Source organism: Flavobacterium sp. 1355, from assembly GCF_017833415.1.
Lineage (GTDB): Bacteria > Bacteroidota > Bacteroidia > Flavobacteriales > Flavobacteriaceae > Flavobacterium.
In genome coordinates, this window is sequence record NZ_JAFICC010000002.1 from 227,764 (window position 1) to 242,958 (window position 15,195).

15 protein-coding genes are annotated in these 15,195 nt (G+C 32.8%); 6 read left to right on the top strand and 9 right to left on the bottom strand.

The annotated features are described in order from the left end of the window. Position 1: 1 nt before the first annotated feature. The 3 genes from JOD96_RS03435 to JOD96_RS03445 form a co-directional block, all read right to left on the bottom strand. Positions 2-2,611 (bottom strand): tetratricopeptide repeat protein, encoded by a 2,610-nt coding sequence (locus tag JOD96_RS03435; RefSeq protein WP_209562868.1) that lies wholly within the window; start codon positions 2,609-2,611, stop codon positions 2-4. 87 nt (positions 2,612-2,698) lie between these two features. Next, on the bottom strand, positions 2,699-3,394 hold the full coding sequence (locus JOD96_RS03440; RefSeq protein ID WP_209562869.1) for an ABC transporter ATP-binding protein: 696 nt from the start codon (positions 3,392-3,394) through the stop codon (positions 2,699-2,701). Between the two features lie 111 nt (positions 3,395-3,505). Further along, complete coding sequence (locus JOD96_RS03445; RefSeq protein ID WP_209562870.1) at positions 3,506-4,975, bottom strand: DUF5687 family protein; 1,470 nt, start codon at positions 4,973-4,975, stop codon at positions 3,506-3,508. 128 nt (positions 4,976-5,103) lie between these two features. Between JOD96_RS03445 and JOD96_RS03450 the strand changes: the two genes are divergently transcribed. Continuing rightward, a complete protein-coding gene (locus JOD96_RS03450; protein WP_209562871.1) occupies positions 5,104-6,156 on the top strand; it encodes a ferredoxin--NADP reductase in 1,053 nt (350 codons plus the stop codon). A 103-nt stretch (positions 6,157-6,259) separates the two neighbouring features. Here the strand turns inward: JOD96_RS03450 and JOD96_RS03455 are convergent, their stop codons facing one another. Together JOD96_RS03455 and JOD96_RS03460 are read right to left on the bottom strand one after the other, a co-directional pair. Next, positions 6,260-7,267 carry a glycosyltransferase family 9 protein gene (locus JOD96_RS03455; protein ID WP_209562872.1) on the bottom strand — a complete coding sequence of 336 codons (1,008 nt, stop codon included), beginning with the start codon at positions 7,265-7,267 and terminating at the stop codon, positions 6,260-6,262. Between the two features lie 42 nt (positions 7,268-7,309). Beyond that, positions 7,310-7,915 carry a DUF4254 domain-containing protein gene (locus JOD96_RS03460; protein ID WP_209562873.1) on the bottom strand — a complete coding sequence of 202 codons (606 nt, stop codon included), beginning with the start codon at positions 7,913-7,915 and terminating at the stop codon, positions 7,310-7,312. 113 nt (positions 7,916-8,028) lie between these two features. Here JOD96_RS03460 and upp point away from each other — a divergent pair, with 113 nt between their 5' ends. Next, positions 8,029-8,682: a uracil phosphoribosyltransferase gene (upp, locus tag JOD96_RS03465; RefSeq protein WP_209562874.1), complete on the top strand. Its 654-nt coding sequence runs from the start codon at positions 8,029-8,031 to the stop codon at positions 8,680-8,682. Here upp and JOD96_RS03470 read toward each other — a convergent pair. Continuing rightward, positions 8,677-9,606 carry a DUF6427 family protein gene (locus tag JOD96_RS03470; protein ID WP_209562875.1) on the bottom strand — a complete coding sequence of 310 codons (930 nt, stop codon included), beginning with the start codon at positions 9,604-9,606 and terminating at the stop codon, positions 8,677-8,679. The genes upp and JOD96_RS03470 overlap by 6 nt on opposite strands. A 138-nt stretch (positions 9,607-9,744) precedes the next feature. On the opposite strand from JOD96_RS03470, the gene JOD96_RS03475 reads away from it, so the two are divergent. After that, positions 9,745-9,975 (top strand): DUF6341 family protein, encoded by a 231-nt coding sequence (locus JOD96_RS03475; RefSeq protein ID WP_209562876.1) that lies wholly within the window; start codon positions 9,745-9,747, stop codon positions 9,973-9,975. On the opposite strand, the gene purD is transcribed toward JOD96_RS03475, so the two are convergent. Further along, entirely contained in the window at positions 9,967-11,241 is a 1,275-nt protein-coding gene (gene purD / locus JOD96_RS03480; protein ID WP_209562877.1) for a phosphoribosylamine--glycine ligase, read from the bottom strand. The genes JOD96_RS03475 and purD overlap by 9 nt on opposite strands. A 132-nt stretch (positions 11,242-11,373) precedes the next feature. Between purD and JOD96_RS03485 the strand changes: the two genes are divergently transcribed. From JOD96_RS03485 to JOD96_RS22410, 3 genes are all read left to right on the top strand, one after another. Beyond that, positions 11,374-12,684 (top strand): phenylacetate--CoA ligase family protein, encoded by a 1,311-nt coding sequence (locus tag JOD96_RS03485; protein ID WP_209563019.1) that lies wholly within the window; start codon positions 11,374-11,376, stop codon positions 12,682-12,684. A gap of 41 nt (positions 12,685-12,725) precedes the next feature. Then, positions 12,726-12,935: an ORF6N domain-containing protein gene (locus JOD96_RS22405; RefSeq protein ID WP_245188337.1), complete on the top strand. Its 210-nt coding sequence runs from the start codon at positions 12,726-12,728 to the stop codon at positions 12,933-12,935. Between the two features lie 69 nt (positions 12,936-13,004). Continuing rightward, a complete protein-coding gene (locus JOD96_RS22410; RefSeq protein WP_245188338.1) occupies positions 13,005-13,169 on the top strand; it encodes a hypothetical protein in 165 nt (54 codons plus the stop codon). Positions 13,170-13,292: 123 nt separating this feature from the next. Here the strand turns inward: JOD96_RS22410 and JOD96_RS03495 are convergent, their stop codons facing one another. Next, positions 13,293-14,060 (bottom strand): glycosyltransferase family 2 protein, encoded by a 768-nt coding sequence (locus JOD96_RS03495; protein WP_209562878.1) that lies wholly within the window; start codon positions 14,058-14,060, stop codon positions 13,293-13,295. A gap of 83 nt (positions 14,061-14,143) precedes the next feature. After that, positions 14,144-15,127: a UDP-glucuronic acid decarboxylase family protein gene (locus tag JOD96_RS03500; protein ID WP_209562879.1), complete on the bottom strand. Its 984-nt coding sequence runs from the start codon at positions 15,125-15,127 to the stop codon at positions 14,144-14,146. Between the last annotated feature and the right edge of the window lie 68 nt (positions 15,128-15,195).

Here is a 15,195-nt window from a genome sequence, read left to right on the forward strand (position 1 = left end):
ATTATGGGTTTTTGGGGACTAAGTAGGCATCAAGATTTTTCTTGATTTGAACGGTTTTATAGTTTTCCGCAGAAATTATAATCGCCTGATTAGAGAGTTTATACTTTTTGTCATCTCTAAAAACACCGGCAATGTCATTCGCGTAAGCTTCAGATTTTAAACCATGTATAACTACAAAACTTTCAGTTTTATTGTATTTATCGAAAGAAGTTGTTAACCTTTCAAAGTTTTCAACTAATAAAAATACTCTGATTGCTTCTTCAATCTTTTGAACCGTTTTAGTATCGCTGTTAGAAACCGGGTATATAATTTTCCAATTTTTATTGTCATTTGTGGTAAAGCTAAGTCGCTCTAAAATTGGAACTTGTTTTTCTAAAAGTTCGCGGGCATTTTTTCCTTCAACACTATTTGGATAATTGTCTGCTACTCCTTCTAAACCTTTCTTATAAGCCGCCAAACCATTTACTTTTCCTAAAGTATTGGCTTTCAATAATTCGTACTTAGAAACAATATCATCTCCGGAATACTGATTGATTAAATTATCAATATTATCCAAAATCATATTAAATTGTTCTTCCTGAAATAACTTATACCATTTTTGATATTCTTTTTCGGGAGATGCCAAATCTTCACTATTGCTGTTATTTAAAATTTGGGCATATCTTGAATTTGGGTATGTCGATGTAATATTAGCTTTTATAGCCTGTGCTTTTGCATGATCTGTGATTTCGTAAATTTTGTACAAATTATACATGGCCGGCAAAACCAGTTTTTCTTCCGGATTGTTCTTTAATAACTGTTCCAGTTTATCACTTGCTAATTTGTTTTCCTTAAATTTTTCTTTATAAATAAGGCCTAACTGATAATAAGCAAAATTGCGTTCTTTGCCAATACTGTCCATTGCTGTTTGTGCAGTCGGAAGTTGATTTTCGTAAAATGCTGTTGTATACTTTTCTATAACTATTGAATCTTTTACAATGTTTAAAGAATCCTGATTGGCCTCCGTTTCTTTTGACATTGCATCATCGTTTGCAGCTTTTGCCGAAGCCATTCTCCAATAACTTCCTAAAGATCTGCTGCCCCACATTTTTTTAAACTGCAATTTACCATAAGCAACCGTTGTTGGATTATAGAAATAAAATGTACTTACCGGATCATTTCCTGTTGGTGGGTTAAATGCTCCAACTCCCGGAGGGCTGCCTGGCTGTGATTGCGGATTTACAGCTATTGGCTCATCGGCTTTTGAGTTGCGGTCAATATTTGCCAGTCTTTCTTTTTCCTTTTCTTCAAGGATGCGTTTGGCCTCATCTTTCTTTTTTAATTCTGCTATGTATTTTTCAAAATAAATTTTTCTTTCAGGAACAGTTAAACCATATACCATAATAATACTGTCATTGCGTTTCGCAATTGCTTCGTATTTTATAACGTCATCAAGGTTTTTTCGGTTTTTTTCTATGAAGGCAAACTCTCTTGTTTTCGGATCTAATTTTACTAATGTACTGTCGTAATATTTGGCGGCCATTGAGTAATTTGTCTCTTTAAAATACATGTTACCTATATTACGATAAGTCGAAGCAGCCAAATATGGATCTTTTGGTTTTCTGCCTAACGATTTGTTATAAAATTTTAAAGCATTTTCCTTTTCTTTCTTTTTATCATAAAAGACTCCCATTTCATAAAACAAAACATCATAATAAGGTCTGTTCTCCCTATCAGCGGTCAGTTTGTTATACGTTTTTAAAAATATAGTATCATTGCCATTTTCATAATCATACAACTGGGCTTTTTTCGCGTAAGCGTGCATCATATATTTACGATCGGCTTTTCGATTCATGTCTATAACTCCGTCGTAAAAATAAATTGCGCTATCTTTTTTTCCCTGCTCCTGATACATTTGTCCCAGAATAAAACGGTATCGGGCTTTGTCTTCGTTTACACGGCTAAACTCTTCGGCAATTCTGAGCTTGGCAACTGCACTGTCTTTTTCTTCTAGATTTATAAATGCTTCAGACAGCAAAGCATTTGCGTCAGAAAAAGTTTGTTTGTCTAAGTCTGTCTTTTTTAATAAAAGGTTGATGTTTTTTACAACAATAGCATCATTTCCTAAACGCATATTGGTTTTTTCGCGCCAGATTTTTGCTGTGTATATATTACTGCTGTTTGGATATTTGTATAAAATATAATTAAATGCTTCTAGGGCAGGAATAAAACGCTGATCATAATAACGGGCTTTTCCGAGCATTAAATACGCTTCATCGATCTGATAATTTTTTTCTCTTCCGCCAATGTTCATGGAGTGTTTCTGAATGGCTTTTGTGGCTTTTGTTTCCGCCTTTTCAAAATCGGGGTTTTTTGCTTTGTTTTCGTCAGGAAAACTTTCATCGAACTGCATTTTTTCAATGGGTAATGTTTTCCAGAAATTATCCTGGTCATTACCCTGAATTGACTGTAAACCTTTGTCTAACCCAATACCGCCATTATACAAAATATTATACTTCGTACTTAACGCATGCGAATTACGAGACAAAAATGTGTTTTTTTTGGTAGAACAAGCTATCAAAAGGAATAGAAACACAAAGAAAAAACTATATTTTAGAGTAATCTTTTTCAATAGAAAGAGTTTAAGTCATTTAACTGCAAAATAAGAATTTTAGTATAATGACTTGTAAAAATACGCTTCTTTTTGTAATATATAAACTTAAACTGAAAAAAACAATTCCAGTTCCTGCAGCGTTTCTTTTGATGTCTGAATATCTTTTACAATTTCTCCTTTATTGAGTGCAACAATTCGGTCACAAACCTCAACTGTGTGTTGCAAATCATGGCTTGAAACGAGAACCGTAACATTAGGATCTTCAGCTAGTTCTTTGATAATTTTTTTTAGTCGGCTAACTGTTGTCGGATCCAGATTTGCAAATGGCTCGTCTAGAATAACCACTTCGGGATTACCAATAAGTGTTGCAATTATACCTACCTTTTTTTGGTTGCCTTTGGAGAGATCTCTTAGATATTTTTTGTTTTTCAAAATTTCTCCATTAAAAAATTCTTCATGTTTTGCCAGTAAAGCATCAATATCGGCTTTGTTTTGATGGCGTAGATCTCCAATAAAATAAAAATATTCTTCAGGGGTTAAATATCCGATAAGAAAACTTTCATCTAAGAAAGAGCCGGTAAAAGATTTCCAGTTTTCACTTGTGTTTACCTGAATATCATTGTTTTTTATATATCCTGTAGAAGGCTGGATCAAATCTAAAAGCAAGCTGAAAAAAGTTGTTTTTCCTGCTCCGTTATTGCCTACTAATCCAAAACTCTGCCCTTTTGGAATTTCAAGATTGTCAATGTTTAAAACTGTTATGTCGTTATATTTTTTTGAAAGCTGGGTTACTTGTATCATAATGTTTTAGATTTTAAATGGTGATTTTAGATTAAAAAATCAATTCTTTATTTTGATATTTGATTCTATCTGATAAAAATTATCTTATTATCAAATTGGCACATCTTGTAATTAATTCTTTTGTTTATAAGCGCTTATTGTACTGTATTTTTCTATTTTATATCTTTTTTCTATTAATGAAAAGACTTTGTTTCTTAATACAAAACCAGTAACTCCCACCAAACCAACGAACGCTAAACCAAGATTTGGACCACTAATTTTAAAACCAATCCAATATAAAACTATAGGAAGTAACAACTTAGGAATCGTAAGTAACATTACATTTATATTGAACGCTTTTTTGTCTCCAAAAGCACCACTGGCCGAAGATAAATCAATTGGAGTTTTTGTGTATGCACCGCCTAAAAGCACCAAATGTGAATTGATGCCAATATTATAAATCGCACCTACAACAATTATGATATAATAATGTAATCCGAAATAAATATAAAAGGATGCAGCGATTGTAGATATAACGGTTGCAATAACTATCAGCCACCATTTTGAAGTAATGTATCCTCTGTATGGAATGTTTTGAGTCATCATAAGCTGGTAATAAGAACTGTCCCAACTTGGTACAAATTGTCCGAAAGTAAATAGAAATCCGCCTGAAACAAATATGCCGGCAAAAATATGCATCGTAGGGTTGTCATATGTTTCTATACCACCTGAAAAAAATAAAAATCCGTAAAACAAGAAAACCACGCTCATCAATATGGTCATTTTTGATCTCTTATTTCTTTTAATTAGTTTAATATCGTTTTTAAGAAATGTTCCCAAAGTCCCAAACTGGTTTAACCACGAAAGATTTTCTGTTGTGGCAATATCTTCTTTTTTAGAAAGTCCGGCATCCAGATACAGATTGTTTTTAAAATATTTGAATGTAAAGACATACAACCCGATCAAGGCCAGAACCGGAATAAGAAACATCCATTTTGTGTCATAAAACCCTTCGAAAAAAGGTGTCGTAAAAATGGTTACATCAAAAACTTTATAATATTGTGCTGCTCCCAAAGCCAGGATTAACCCGATGAAAACTATAAACAATTTGTCAATATTGCTCAAAATTATATTTAGAAAGTTATTGATATAAACGAATGAAAAAGCAGCCACAAGCCACAAGACAACACTAATACTATCATAGCCTTCTATAAGTAAAACCACAGAGAACGGAAAAAAGAAAAAGGCATGAATCCAATTAAAAAAAGACAAAGCTGTTTTGCCCAGTGAGAAATGAACAATTGTTGGTTTTTTGAAAGGAAAAACCAACAACGGTTTTATATTTAAAACAGGAATGGCCTGCATGAGCAACCGAAGTACCAAATCTGATAAAAAGTAATAAATCAAAAACTTGTTGATCGTGATCAACGGCTCCATATTCATTTCTTTTAGAATATAAAACGCCCCTACTCCCATTCCGATAAAAACAATCGAAAAATAAATCATCAGAAAACCTATTAAAATTTTCATGGCCAGGTTTGTTCCAAACGACGCAGATCTGGTAAAGGCTTTCCATTCGAGATAAATAAACTTTTTAATCATGGTTCTTTGGTTTTCAGTTTTATAGTAAGAGACCAAATGTATGGAAACGTTACAAAAAAAGTTAAAAAAAAATAATTAGTAAGTGTCAATTAGCTCTTGTTTGCTACTTTTGCAGAAAATATAATATCATGCCTTCATTCTTAAAACTAATAATTAAAGAGGTTAGACGCGAAACCGCCGATGCTGTTTCTGTTCTTTTTAATGTTCCTGAAGAACTAAAACCGGACTATAAATTTATTGCCGGACAATATATAAATTTAAAATTAACTCTTGATAATCAAGAAATCAGACGCGCTTATTCTATTTGCTCGGCTCCTGAAAGCGGTGAATTGAGAATTGCTGTTAAGGCTGTAAAAAATGGTTTGTTTTCGCAATTTGCAAATACCAAATTAAAAGCGGGAGATGTTCTTGAAGTAGGACATCCTGAAGGAAAATTTACCTTTGAACCAGACGCAGAAAGACAAAAAAATTATGCTGCTTTTGTGGCAGGAAGCGGAATTACTCCTGTGCTTTCTATCATAAAATCTGTTTTGAAAAGTGAGCCAAAAAGTTCATTTGTATTAGTGTATGGAAATAAAACTCCTGACGAAACTATTTTTTATCAGGAACTGCATGACTTACAGCTGCAATATGTAGGACGCTTTTTTATACATTATGTTTTTAGTCAGGCCAAAGCTGAAAATGCTTTGTTTGGACGAATAGAAAAATCGGGGGTAAATTTTGTACTTAACAACAAGCACAAAGAATTAGAATTTGATAAATTTTTCTTATGCGGGCCAGAAGAAATGATTAATACTGTTTCGGCTATTCTGAAAGAGAAAAATGTAAAAGAATCGGCTATCAAGTTTGAACTTTTTACTTCTTCTACAGAAGAACACGAAATCTCAGCTTCTTTAGAAGGGCATACAAAAATTACTGTTTTGGTAGATGATGAAGAAGTCTCTTTTGAAATGTCTCAAAAACAAACTATTCTTGATGCAGCATTAAAAAAAGGAATTGATGCTCCATATTCTTGCCAGGGAGGAATTTGCAGCAGCTGTTTAGCCCGTATTACAGCAGGAACGGCAGAAATGACCAAAAACTCCATTTTAACAGACAAAGAAATTGCCGACGGATTAGTTTTAACTTGTCAGGCGCATCCAACTTCAGAAACTATTTATGTAGATTTTGATGATGTTTAGACGTTAATTAAATTCCAAAATAAAAAAATTCCAAATTCCAATTTTAATATTGGGATTTGGAATTTTTTTATTGATAATATCGTCAACTATCAAGTTGGGATTTCTATAGTAAATTTTGAATTCTTTTTACAACTTTCTTTGGTGAAATAGTTCTCATAGCATCTTCATATCCTTCTACTATTTTATTTCCGTAAACAGAAGTTGGCAGTTTTGGATATATATGTCTGTCTGAAACCAGTGCATTATCAAGACTTTGATTGAATGGCAAAAATCCTGCATACGGATGCGTGGCACCCCAAAGTGTAATCACTTTTACTCCTAACATTGCTGCAATGTGAGCATTTCCTGAATCCATGGAAAGCATGACATCAAGATTACTTATCAGTTTTAACTCCTGTTGAAATTTAATTTTTCCGGCAACATTTATCACATTTTTAAAAGCTTCAGAAAGTGAATCTAAAATTTCGATCTCTTTCTTTCCTCCACCAAAAAGTAATATGGTCTGATCTTTATTTTCGGCTAGTTTTGCAATAACTTCCTGCATAAGATCCAAAGGATAAACTTTTGAATCATATTGCGCAAAAGGTGCAATCCCAATTAACTTCTGATAATTTTCTCCAACTAAATCTGTAATCTCGGCGCTTAAAACTGCTTTTTTTGGAAATTCAGGATTCGTCAGATCTAAAGTAAAACCAAGTTCTTCAAACACTTTTGCATGTCTTTCGAACATGGTTGGCAATTGTTTGAATATCTTTTCTTCGACTCGTGTCAATTCTTTTTTTCCATCACGTCCTTTGTCAACCGTTGCTCTTTTTTTTCCGCTTAAAGCAAAAAGCAGACTCACAACTTTAGATCGTAATACATTATGAAGATCTGCAAAAGCATCTATTTTTAATTTTTTTACATCTGAATATAAACGCAAAAGGCCTGGAAATCCTTTATGACGTTTTTTTTCATCAAAGGCCAAAAACTCGAGATTTGGAATTCCTTCAAAAAAAGGTTTAAAAAACGGACGTGAAATTACAGTGATTTTTACTGTTGGATATTGTTTTACAAAAGCGCGTAAAACAGGAACCGTCATGGCGACATCTCCCATTGCGGAAAGTCTCATGACGGCTATATGTTGAATAGTCCTGGACAATTTTGTAACCAACTATTTTTTGTTTTGATATAATACCGGATTCAAATCATCATCATTGTACATTTTCATTTGTTTGTACACTTTCATGAATTTCTCTCCATTTTCGATATCTGTAAGTAATTCTTCAATTGCTGTCGACAAGTCACTTCTTTGCTCCAAAAGAATATTTAATTTTTCCTGGCATTTATCTCTGTGCTCTTGAGAAGCCTCAGCGCGTGTAGCTTCTTCCTGCATGTGATAAATTTTTAAAGCCAGAATAGATAATCTGTCAAAAGCCCAAGCCGGACTTTCTGAGTTGATTTTTGCGCCGTCTTTTGCTTTTACATTACTGTATTTTTGTAAAAAGTAACCGTCAATATATTCAACCATATCTGTACGCTCCTGGTTAGATGCATCAATTCTTCTTTTAAGAGTCAGTGCTGCAACAGGGTCAATTTGCGGATCACGAATTATATCTTCAAAATGCCATTGTACTGTATCAATCCAATTCTTTAAATATAACAAATGTTCAAACTTATCTTTTGGATAAGGATTATTTATTGGCTGATCTACATTATCAAATTTATGATAATCTTTTATACTTTGTTCGAAAACTGAATATGCTAATTTTGAAAACATGTCTTTATTTTTTATAGACACAAAGATACTTTTTATACTTTTATAGTGGGAAAAAATCCTTTAATTTTTCGTTATCAACAAAGATTAGACAAAAATAATTATAAAAACTCATTATGAAAATCCATTATATCTCTGAAAATAACAGCATCTTAAATCATTTTTTGGGCCAGATCAGAAACATTCATATACAGAACGACAGCATGCGTTTTCGGAAAAATATAGAACGGATTGGTGAAATAATGGCTTATGAACTCAGCAAAACATTGTCTTATAAAAATGTCGAAATTCAGACTCCGATTGGTATTAAAAGAACTACCGAAATAAGTGATGATTTGGTCTTGTGTTCTATTCTGCGCGCAGGTTTGCCTCTTCATAATGGTTTTTTAAATTATTTTGACCATGCTGAAAACAGCTTTGTTTCGGCTTGCAGACATCATCCAAACAATGATGATTATTTTGAAATTTTGGTTGAATATCAGGCACTTTCAAACATCAATAATAAAACAGTTTTGCTTCTCGATCCCATGTTGGCAACTGGTCAGTCTATAGTTGCTGTTCATGAAAAACTGGTTCAGAATGCAACTCCAGGAGAAATTCATATCGTTGTGGTTATTGCTGCCCCGGAAGGAATTGCACACCTGGAAAAAAATCTTCCCGAAAATTGCCATTTATGGGTGGCTTCCCTGGATGAAAAGCTAAATGAAAAAAATTACATCGTTCCAGGCCTCGGCGATGCAGGTGATCTTGCTTACGGAAGTAAATTATAATTGGGAGAAAAAAGTAAATAAACTACAGGCAATCACTATATAAAAAACAATATCGTTGTTTAGTCTTTTCTGCGTATATTCTACATGACTTGCTGCCATAATCGTTAATGGTGCAATGCTAAATAATAATAAATCATTGCTTTTATTGGGAGAAATAAGATAAACAAAGACGGCTATAAAAAAGCAGGCTATAATTTTTTTGTATGATGAATGGACGATTTGTGGCCTGTTTGATAAGGTGGTCAGCATTGAAAACACAAAAAACAAGACAATTGCAACGTAAATTGAAAGTGCGCCGTTTTCATAATTGTTTTTGAAATAATCGATACTAAAATCTACAACAGCACGCTTTTCAAAAAAACTAATGGCATCGATATGGAAGATGAGTGATATCAATAAAAAGATCACTGCGACTGCCATAAGCGCAATAAATGGCAAAACCCAGTTTCTATAATCGCGTGAAACGTGAAAAATAATGGATATAAAAACCAGTATCAAAAACAAAATGCACCAAAATTGAAATAAAGAAGCTATTAAAATCCAAAATGAGGCATCGAATATTTTTTCTTTTGAAGCTTTTAGTGACTGCAGTGAAATCAATCTTCGAAGTGCCAGTAAAATAAAAAAGTTGGCATAAATTACATTTGGATTATTAAATATTGTCGGGAAAAACAATATAAACAATAAATAGAAAAATATCGAATAACCGTTGTCTTTACTGAGCCCGTTCTTTTTTACTATAAAATTAATCAGGAAAAATAAAGCAAAAACGAAGCACAAAAGACTTATTTTTTGAAATGCCAAAAATGAAGAACTTACCCATGAAGGTTCCTGAATTTGATAAAGAAAAAAGAAAACCAGTATCAAAATTACAATCAAGGAATAATTTAATGGTGTAGATTTTCTAAAAAGACTTGTTATCATAAGGATATTTTATACTTTTGTGATTGTAAATATAATACTTGTTTAAAAGGAAACCCAACAAGTTGAAAAAGATTCTGTCAATTGAATTTTGTTTTCAATGCGTTACAAAATAATAAATAACATATAATTTTATAAATTATGAAAGCTTTTTTTGAAGGAATACAATACTTATTCGTTGATATTTTGTTTGCTCCGCTTGACTTTTTACGTCGTTTGGAATTAATTACATGGTTTGGTGCAAATACAATTAACTGGATTTTTATGATCATCTGTGCATGCGCAATCGTTTATTGGATAAAACAATTACGCATTTTTGATGACGCAGGAACAGAAAACCAAGATACTACTGCTCACTCTTTTTTAAAGTAAGTCGAAGCCAATATCTTTTCTAAAATACATCTTATCAAAGCTTAGTTTATCTATGTTTTGGTAAGATTTTTTTATGGCCTGTTGGAAATCATCACCATATGATGTTACCGTCAATACACGTCCTCCATTACTTACAACATTTCCTTCTTCTAATTTTGTTCCGGCATGGAAAACAATAGAATCTGTAATGTTCTCTAAACCTGTGATTACTTTTCCTTTTTCAAAATCTTCAGGATACCCGCCGGAAACAACCATAACCGTTGTAGCACTTCTTGGATCAACTTCCAATTCAAAAGAATCTAATTTCTGATCTGCAACAGATAAAAATAATTCTACCAAATCAGATTTTAATCTCGGTACCACAACTTCAGTTTCAGGATCACCCATTCTTACGTTGTATTCGATAACGATTGGTTCATTTTTTACATTGATCAAACCAATAAAAACAAAACCTTTGTATTCGATTCCGTCTTTTTGAAAACCTTCGATTGTTGGTTTTACGATACGGGTTTCAATTTTTTCCATCAAAACAGCATCAACATAAGGAACCGGAGAAACTGCTCCCATACCACCTGTATTTAATCCTGTATCGCCTTCACCAATTCTTTTGTAATCTTTTGCCGTTGGAAGAATTTTATAACTTTTCCCGTCCGTTAAAACAAAGCAGCTTAATTCGATTCCATCCAGAAATTCTTCAATTACAACCTTAGAACTTGCAGCTCCAAATTTTTGGTGAACGAGCATGTTTCGCAATTCTGTTTTAGCTTCTTCAAGGTCCTGAATGATCAAAACGCCTTTTCCTGCTGCTAATCCGTCAGCTTTTAAAACATATGGAGGCTGCAAAGTTTCCAGAAACGCACATCCGTTCTCTACAGTTTCGGCAGTAAAACTGTCATAAGCCGCAGTCGGAATGTTGTGTTTCATCAGGAATTCTTTTGCAAATTCCTTACTTCCTTCTAATTGTGCCCCTAATTTTGATGGGCCAATAACCGGAATATTTTTTAGTGCTTCGTCATTTTTAAAAAAATCATAGATTCCTTTTACTAATGGATCTTCCGGCCCAACGACTACTAAACTTATTTTTTCTTCGAGTACAAGTGTTTTAATTGCATCAAAATCAGTTGGAGCTATTGCAATATTTGTGGCAATAGCCGCGGTTCCTGCATTTCCCGGTGCAACAAAAAGTTTTTCGCAAAGCGGACTTTGAGTCATTTTCCATGCAAATGCATGTTCTCTTCCGCCTGATCCCAATAGTAAAATTGTCATGTGTTGTTATATTTAGTTGTGGTGCAAAAATAATTGCTTTTGCACGTAAAAAATAATTAAATCTTAAAAAGTTCTGGATTCTGTACAGTTAGTAATTGTATAATATTATTTTTGATGAAAATTTACCTGCTAATGATTTCTCTTTTTGATATTTCGCTTCAATTAAATGGTTTTCCAATTAAGAAAGCAAAAACTGATCTGGATGCAATTACTAAATTATCAGAAGAAGAATTTTTAATGTTTCTTCAAAAGCAAAAAGACGAGATTGTTAATTTTCATTTAAAAAATAACTTCTTTTATAACGAATTAATTGGTGATAAAATTGCTCCAAAATGGGAAGATCTTCCTGTTTTAAATAAGCAAAATCTACAAAAACCTCTCAAAGAAAGACTTTCAAAAGGTTATACCTTAAAAAATGTATACCTCAATAAAACTTCTGGTTCAAGCGGAACTCCGTTTGTTTTTGCTAAAGATAAATATTCTCATGCCTTAACATGGGCATCTAATATTATGCGTTTTGGCTGGTTTGGGATAGATTTTAATCATTCTTACCAAGCACGTTTTTATGGAATTCCAATGGATTTTATTGGATACCGGAAAGAGCGTTTTAAAGATTTTTTGAGTCGTCGCTTTCGATTTCCTGTTTTTGATTTATCGGATACTGTTTTGGAGAAATTTTTACAGAAATTCAAAACAAAAAAATTTGATTACCTCAACGGATATACGAGTTCGATTGTTTTGTTTGCGAAATATTTAGAACAAAAAAATATAATTCTAAACGAAATCTGCCCAACGCTAAAAGCTTGTTTTGTTACTTCGGAAATGCTTTTTGAATCGGATAAAAAACTCCTGGAAAAACAATTTGGCATCCCGGTTATCAATGAATATGGCGCTTCAGAACTGGATTTAATTGCGTTTGAAAATCCTAAAGGCGAATGGCAGGTCAACGCCGAAACATTATTTGTAGAGATTTTAGATGAAAATAATCAAATTCTTCCTTACGGAAAAGAGGGCCGAATTGTGATTACTTCTCTCTTTAATAAAGCAAATCCTTTTATAAGATATGAAATTGGCGACATCGGAATTTTGGATGAAAAAAGCACACCTCAAAAACCGATTTTAAAGAAATTAATTGGAAGAACCAACGATATTGCCATTTTGCCAAGTGGAAAAAAATCGCCCGGATTGACTTTTTATTATGTTACCAAAAGCATTATTGAAGATGACGGAAATGTCAAAGAATTCATTATTAAACAAACCAAACTGGATACTTTCGAAATTGAATATGTTTCTGAAAAAGAATTAAATGCAGAGCAAATTCAAAAAATTGAAGAAGCTATTTCCTTATATCTTGAACCCAATTTAAACTTCACTTTTATCCGAAAAAAGGTTTTAGAAAGAACCAATCGTGGGAAATTAAAGCAATTTAAATCTTATTTGTAAATATAAATAAAATCTTACATTTGTTTTTTATTTAAAAACTTATGAACGATCAATCATTACTTTCTGAAGAAACTATTTCAAACAAAATATATTTTATTCGTAATCAAAAAGTGATGCTTGATTTTGGCTTAGCTTCACTTTATGAAGTTGAAACCAGAAGATTAAACGAACAAGTCAAAAGAAATATATCGAGATTTCCATCTGATTTTATGTTTCAACTTACCGAAATCGAACTTGAAAACTTGATGTAGCAAATTGCGACATCAAGTTGGGGAGGAATCAGAAAATTACCTTATGCTTTTACTGAACATGGCGTTTTAATGTTGTCAAGTGTATTAAAAAGCGACAAAGCAATTCAGACCAATATGCGAATTATGCGAATTTTCACGAAAGTGAGACAAATGCTTTTGGATACAACAGAAATTAAAGTTGATATTCTTCATCCCGAAGCCTCGGGACAAAAAGAAATTAGAGAATCAAGATAAAAATATAGAATTGGTTTTCTCTTATTTGGATGAATTGACAGAGAAAAAAGAAAACGATAGTGAAAGAGTTAAAATTGGATATAAAAAATAATTGGAGGTCACAATTTGTGACCTTGAAGAATCTTAAATCTTCTTTATAAATCGAGGTTTTATAATCAACTGTGTGAATAAAAATCGCACCATCAACAAAACAGAAAACACAAAATTAAATCCATGAAATTCTCTGTAAACACCAAAGTTGTGTTTTATCAATTTGAATTTTGATGACGAAATAGAATCTTTCCTAATTCTGTAAAATGCCAACGGTTCAGGAACTGGTTTTGTAACCTGGATTTGTTTTAAAATCGTGAGCCATAAACGCCAGTCTTGTCTTTTTTGTGTAGCTTCTAAAATGATTTTTCCGAAATAATCAGCGTCGTAAATGGCAGTTAAATTACCAACGTAATTACAAAAAAACAGTTGGTCATAAGTTAAACTTATTGGTGCTTTTACTCTTCTGTTTAAAGAATTTCCTTCTTCATCGATACAATCGTAAAAACTAAAGGTGAAGTGTAGATTATTCGCTTTTAAAAACCCAATCTGCTTTTCTAATTTATTGGGAAACCATAAATCATCTGCGTCTAAATAAGCAATATATTTTCCAGTCGCTTTTTCTAAAGCTATGTTTCTTGCGAAACCATTTCCGGAATTTTTTTCTAATTTGAATAGTTTAATCCTGTCGTCGTTTTTTTCAAATTCTTCAATAACAGAAACTGTTCGGTCTGTTGAAGCATCATCAACCAAAATCATTTCCCAGTTTTGATACGTTTGATTTTGAACTGACTGCAAAGTTGTCCTAATGAACTTTTCAGTATTATAGGTGGGTATTATAATAGAAACTAATTCGTTCATCTGATGCTGACTACTTTCTGAATGTATGTTGAAACTAAAAATAAGCCCGAACCTGATTAACAAATTCGGGCTGTTGAAGATTGTTATTTTATATAACTTGAAAAATCTTTATGTTCTTCTTTTGAAAGCTCTTCTTTAGATAATGACCTGAAATAATCGTACGTGATTTTCATTCCCTCAGAACGGCTTACTTTGGCTTCCCATCCTAATAATTCTTTTGCTTTTGTTGTATCCGGCTGACGTTGCAAAGGATCATTTATTGGTAACGGATGATATACTACTTTCTGGTTTGTACCAGTCAGTTTTATGATTTCTTCGGCAAAATCTTTAATCGTGATTTCGTCCGGATTTCCAATATTTACAGGATACACATAATCAGAATGCAGTAATCTGAAAATACCTTCTATCTGATCGTCTACATAACAGAAAGAACGCGTTTGCATTCCATCCCCAAAAATCGTTAAGTCTTCTCCTCGAAGTGCCTGCCCGATAAAAGCCGGAATTACACGTCCGTCATTTAAACGCATTCTTGGGCCATACGTATTAAAAATACGAACGATTCTGGTTTCTACTCCATGAAAAGTATGATACGCCATTGTTATAGATTCCTGAAAACGTTTTGCTTCGTCATAAACACCGCGCGGGCCGATTGTATTTACGTTTCCGTAATATTCTTCTGTTTGCGGATGAACTAGTGGATCTCCGTAAACTTCGGACGTAGAGGCAATCAAAATTCTTGCTTTTTTAACTCGCGCTAATCCCAACAAATTATGTGTTCCCAATGATCCAACTTTTAGAGTCTGAATTGGAATTTTTAAATAATCGATTGGACTGGCCGGTGATGCAAAATGCAGTATATAATCTAAATCACCGGGTATATGAACAAATTTGGTAATATCATGATGATAAAATTCAAAGTGTTCTAGCTTAAATAAGTGTTCAATATTTTTAAGATCTCCGGTAATCAGGTTGTCCATTCCAATGACAAAATAGCCTTCTTTAATGAATCTGTCGCACAAATGCGATCCCAAAAATCCTGCTGCTCCGGTGATAAGTATTCTTTTCATATTTGATTTGTTGAATATTTTTTTGGATTATCTTCTTATAAAATCCTAAGAAATAGCCACAAATGTAA

What these genes read in the sequence shown, in the direction of transcription:
- JOD96_RS03495 (WP_209562878.1), bottom strand. Translation starts at nt 14,060, where the DNA reads ATGAACGAATTAGTTTCTATTATAATACCCACCTATAATACTGAAAAG.
- upp (WP_209562874.1), top strand. Translation starts at nt 8,029, where the DNA reads ATGAAAATCCATTATATCTCTGAAAATAACAGCATCTTAAATCATTTT.
- JOD96_RS03485 (WP_209563019.1), top strand. Translation starts at nt 11,374, where the DNA reads ATGATTTCTCTTTTTGATATTTCGCTTCAATTAAATGGTTTTCCAATT.
- JOD96_RS03500 (WP_209562879.1), bottom strand. Translation starts at nt 15,127, where the DNA reads ATGAAAAGAATACTTATCACCGGAGCAGCAGGATTTTTGGGATCGCAT.
- JOD96_RS03440 (WP_209562869.1), bottom strand. Translation starts at nt 3,394, where the DNA reads ATGATACAAGTAACCCAGCTTTCAAAAAAATATAACGACATAACAGTT.
- JOD96_RS03450 (WP_209562871.1), top strand. Translation starts at nt 5,104, where the DNA reads ATGCCTTCATTCTTAAAACTAATAATTAAAGAGGTTAGACGCGAAACC.
- JOD96_RS22405 (WP_245188337.1), top strand. Translation starts at nt 12,726, where the DNA reads ATGAACGATCAATCATTACTTTCTGAAGAAACTATTTCAAACAAAATA.
- JOD96_RS03470 (WP_209562875.1), bottom strand. Translation starts at nt 9,606, where the DNA reads ATGATAACAAGTCTTTTTAGAAAATCTACACCATTAAATTATTCCTTG.
- JOD96_RS22410 (WP_245188338.1), top strand. Translation starts at nt 13,005, where the DNA reads ATGTTGTCAAGTGTATTAAAAAGCGACAAAGCAATTCAGACCAATATG.
- JOD96_RS03460 (WP_209562873.1), bottom strand. Translation starts at nt 7,915, where the DNA reads ATGTTTTCAAAATTAGCATATTCAGTTTTCGAACAAAGTATAAAAGAT.
- JOD96_RS03475 (WP_209562876.1), top strand. Translation starts at nt 9,745, where the DNA reads ATGAAAGCTTTTTTTGAAGGAATACAATACTTATTCGTTGATATTTTG.
- purD (WP_209562877.1), bottom strand. Translation starts at nt 11,241, where the DNA reads ATGACAATTTTACTATTGGGATCAGGCGGAAGAGAACATGCATTTGCA.
- JOD96_RS03445 (WP_209562870.1), bottom strand. Translation starts at nt 4,975, where the DNA reads ATGATTAAAAAGTTTATTTATCTCGAATGGAAAGCCTTTACCAGATCT.
- JOD96_RS03455 (WP_209562872.1), bottom strand. Translation starts at nt 7,267, where the DNA reads ATGAGACTTTCCGCAATGGGAGATGTCGCCATGACGGTTCCTGTTTTA.